This window comes from Duncaniella sp. (assembly GCF_029054785.1).
Taxonomy (GTDB): Bacteria; Bacteroidota; Bacteroidia; order Bacteroidales; family Muribaculaceae; genus Duncaniella.
In genome coordinates, this window is sequence record NZ_JAIDEN010000151.1 from 1 (window position 1) to 4,792 (window position 4,792).

2 protein-coding genes are annotated in these 4,792 nt (G+C 54.8%); both read left to right on the forward strand.

The annotated features are described in order from the left end of the window. Positions 1–172 precede the first annotated feature (172 nt). A complete protein-coding gene (gene dnaE, locus K2H17_RS09460) occupies positions 173–3,985 on the forward strand; it encodes a DNA polymerase III subunit alpha (protein WP_300134073.1) in 3,813 nt (1,270 codons plus the stop codon). Between the two features lie 141 nt (positions 3,986–4,126). Then, on the forward strand, positions 4,127–4,447 hold the full coding sequence (gene trxA / locus K2H17_RS09465) for a thioredoxin (RefSeq protein WP_300134074.1): 321 nt from the start codon (positions 4,127–4,129) through the stop codon (positions 4,445–4,447). Positions 4,448–4,792: the final 345 nt, after the last annotated feature.

Below are 4,792 nucleotides of genomic sequence, written 5' to 3' on the forward strand. Positions count from 1 at the left end.
CACCTACGGCGCTTCTTGGGTGGGGAGGGGATGCGTGGAGATTTGCGGTGGCGGAATGAGCTGCAATCAAAGATACTTTCACAACGCGCTATTTTTTTCGCAGAATATTCTTCGTATATTTGCATTAGGAATGGCCGGAGGAGGCCGTCTGTAAAACCACACACGATCACACATGCAACAATTCGTTCATCTTCACGTGCATAGCCAGTATTCACTGCTTGACGGCCAGGCTTCTGTCACAGGGCTTGTCGACAAGGCGATGGATCTCGGTATGCCCGGTTTCGCCCTGACTGATCATGGCAACATGTTCGGTATAAAGGAATATTTCAACTATGTCAATAAGGTCAAAGGAAAATATAAGGGCAAACTTGCCGATCTGAAGAAAAAGATCGACGAGGCTCCCGATGCGGAGGCCGAGAAGGTCCGCGAGGAACTGGCACCGGAAATTGCGAAGATCGAGCGCAAACTTGCTTTCAAACCGATTTTCGGCTGCGAGATGTATGTGGCCAAGGGTTCGCTGACCGACCGCTCGGACAAGACCGACAAGGGACGCCACTTGGTTGTACTGGCCAAGAATCTCAAGGGCTACAAGAACCTCATAAAGATCGTATCCCAGGCCCATACCGACGGTTTCTATCACCATCCGCGAACCGACAAGGCGGCCCTTGCAGCCCATCGCGAGGGTCTGATCGTCTGCTCGGCCTGTCTGGGCGGCGAGATTCCGCGTCTGATAGCCACAGGGCAGCTCGAAGAGGCTGAAAAGCAGGTGTTGTGGTTCAAGGAGACTTTCGGCGATGACTACTATATCGAGTTGCAGCGCCACAAGACAGACGATCCGAATGCCAACCGCGAGACCTACGTGGAGCAGGAGCAGGTCAATCCGGTGCTGATCGACCTTGCGCGCCGCCACGGCATCAAGATCATTGCCACGAACGACTCCCACTTCATCAATGCGGAGGATGCCGAGGCCCACGACCGCCTGATCTGCATCTCGACCAACAACTATGTGGCCGACATGGCCCGTATGCGCTACTCGAAGCAGGAGTGGTTCAAATCTCAGGCCGAGATGGCGGCTGTGTTCCCCGATCTGCCTGAGGCGCTGGAGAATACGCTGGAGATTCTTGACAAGGTGGAGATCTACTCAATTGACCATGCGCCGATCATGCCCTTCTTCGAGATTCCCGCCGATTTCGGCACCGAGGAGGAATACCGCAGCCGCATCACCGAGCAGGAACTGTTTGACGAGTTCACTCAGGACGAGAACGGCAATGTGGTGCTCTCGCCGGAGGCGGCTCAGAAAAAAATCGACAAGCTGGGGGGCTACGACAAGCTCTACCGCATCAAATTCGAGGCCGACTATCTGTCAAAACTGGCCTACGAAGGTGCCGAGCGCCGCTATGGCTCGCCTCTGACAGCCGAACTGGAGGAGCGAATCAAGTTCGAGCTGTATATCATGAAGACAATGGGTTTTCCGGGCTACTTCCTTATCGTCCAGGACTTCATCAACGTGGCGCGCCACAAATTAGGCGTCAGCGTGGGACCGGGCCGAGGATCGGCGGCGGGCAGTGTGGTCGCCTACTGTCTGGGAATCACTCAGGTTGACCCGATCAAATATGACCTCCTTTTCGAACGATTCCTCAACCCGGACCGAATCTCGCTGCCTGATATCGACGTGGACTTCGACGACGACGGGCGAGCCGACGTGCTCCACTACGTCACCGAGCGCTACGGCGAGGAAAAAGTGGCCCACATCATCACCTTCGGCACGATGGCGGCCAAATCGGCCATCAAGGACGTGGCGCGCGTCGAGCAGCTGCCCCTGCCCGAAAGCAACCGCATCGCCAACCTCGTGCCAAAGCGTATGCCTGACGGACCTGACGGCAAGACGCTGAAAACCAACCTCAAGAACTGCTATCAATACGTTCCGGAATTCGCGCAGGAACTCAGCTCGACCAATCCGCTGATCCGCGAGACTCTCGAATATGCCAAACGCCTCGAAGGCAATGTCCGCAACACCGGTGTGCATGCCTGCGGCGTCATCATCTGCCGCGACCCGATCACCGACTGGGTGCCCGTGGCCACAGCCGTCGACAAGAGCGTCGATTCGAAGGACAACGACAAGATGATCGTAACCCAATATGAAGGCTCGATCATCGAGGACACCGGCCTGATCAAGATGGACTTCCTCGGACTGAAAACCCTCTCGATCATCAAGGAGGCCATCTCGAACATCCGTCAGACGCGCGGCATAGAAATCGACATCGACAACATCGACATCAACGACCCGAAAACCTACGAGCTTTACAGCCTCGGAAACACGGTCGGAACCTTCCAGTTCGAGTCGGCGGGCATGCAGAAATATCTGCGCGAGCTTCAGCCGTCGACCTTCGAGGACCTCATAGCCATGAACGCCCTCTACCGTCCGGGTCCTATGGACTATATCCCCGACTTCATCGCCCGCAAACATGGCCGCAGCCCCATCACCTACGACATTCCCGTGATGGAGAAATATCTCAAAGACACCTACGGCGTGACCGTCTATCAGGAACAGGTCATGCTCCTGTCGCGTCTGCTCGCCAACTTCACCCGCGGCCAGAGCGACACCCTGCGAAAGGCTATGGGTAAGAAGCTGATCGACAAGATGAACGAGCTGAAAGGCCTCTTCCTCAAGGGCGGACAGGCCAACGGCCACGATCCGAAAGTTCTTGAAAAAATCTGGGCCGACTGGGAAAAATTCGCATCCTACGCCTTCAACAAGAGTCACGCAACCTGCTACTCCTGGGTCGCTTTCCAGACGGCATGGCTCAAGGCAAACTATCCGTCGGAATACATGGCGGCCATCCTCACGCGCAACCGCTCGGATATCAACAAGCTCACAGGCTTCATGGACGAGTGCAAACGCATGAAAATCTCAGTCCTCGGACCCGACATCAACGAAAGCTTCATGGAGTTCGGTGTGAACTCCCACGGCGACATCCGCTTCGGACTCGCGGCCATCAAGGGCGTGGGCGAGGGTGTGGTCAAAGCCATAATCGAAGAGCGTAAAGCGGGCGGCCCCTTCGAGTCGATCTACGACTTCGTGGAGCGTGTGCCCTCCCAGGGCATCAACCGCCGCCTGATGGAAAATCTCGTCTACGCAGGTGCCTTCGACAGCTTCGAGGGGATCAAGCGCGAGGACTTTTTCGGCACCAACCAGCGCGGAGAGGCCTTCGTTGAAAGCCTTGTACGCTACGGACAGGCCTTTCAGGCCGACAAGACCAAATCGGCCATGTCGCTCTTCGGCGATGACTCGGAACTCTCCACATCGGGGCGTCCGCCGGTGGTCCCGCAGACCGAATGGCCCTCGGCGACGCTGCTCGAACGCGAGCGTGAACTGGTCGGGATGTATCTTTCGGCCCATCCTCTCGATCCCTACTACATGGAGCTGAACTACGGCACCTCCTGCACGATCAAGGGCTTCAATGAATTCACCCCGGTCGAAGGTGTCGACCTGACCTTCGGAGGCATGGTTGTCGAATTCACAAGCCGCCCATCGAAACGCGGCGGCCAGTTCGGAATCCTGAAAATCGAGGACTACACCGGAAGCGCCGAATTCATGCTCTTTGACGAGAACTACATCAACTTCCACAACTACGGCGTACCCGGAACCCCGATTCTGATCAGCGGCCGCTACGAACGCCGCTACGCCAACTCCGACCCGCGATTCAATATCCTCAACATCCGTCTGCTGAGCAACGTGAAAGGTCAGCTGGTCAACAGCATAACCATCGACCTGCCATCTGACAAGATCACGCAGCACCTCAAGGACCTGATCGAAGAGGAAATCCGCAGCGACGCCAATGCCAAGGGCGAACTCTCGTTCCGCATCTTCGACCCGAAGATCAACCGCTCGCTCCATCTGTCGTCATCGCGGCGTATTCCGATCTCCCGCAAGCTCGTCGACACGCTGACCGAGGAGGATATCAGCTTCTCTATCAACGATTAAGCGCAAAGGTTGCAGAATCCTTGCCGCAACGATTGGAAATCACGGGGAAATTCCTACCTTTGCATCGGACAACACGGCGTCCGCCCTCCTTGTCCGGAATAAAACCTAAAACATTAACATCCAACTAAAAAATAAACTGTCATGACTTTTACCGATCAGAATGTACACGACATCATTGCCTCAGGCAAACCCGTTGTAATCGACTTTTGGGCAACCTGGTGTGGTCCCTGCCAGCGTATGGCTCCCGTTGTTGAGGAACTTGCTGAAGAATACAAAGACACTGTCGCTATCGGCAAATACAACATCGAGGAAGAAAACGACCTGACCACTCAGTATCGCATCATGTCGATTCCGACCATTCTCTTCTTCAAGAACGGCGAGCAGATCCGTGACCTCCGCCTCGCAGGCGCACAGTCAAAGGAAAATCTCGAAAAGCAGATCAAAAAACTTATCGAGCTTTAATCCTCCCCGGCTTCAAGCCGGATCACGGCTCTGACCGACGCCATGCGTCTGCCAGCGCAAGAACGAAAAACCGAACCCGCGACAGCTTCAGGAGTGAAGCCGCCGCGGGTTTTTACTTGCCCTGATTCCGGAGCGAAAATCTGCCATTCAGCATCCATGAAAATTGGAAAAGTGTAGTTTTTACCCCCCGAAATCTTATGGAAAAGTGTAGTTTTTTGTTGCTTTTTTTATAGGAAAAGTGTATCATCCACACACAATGCATTGATAGCCCGCTATTTATATAAGCGCCATCAGCTATTGGAAATCAATCGCATAAAATTAGCTGTCAGAGGGTAACTTTGACGG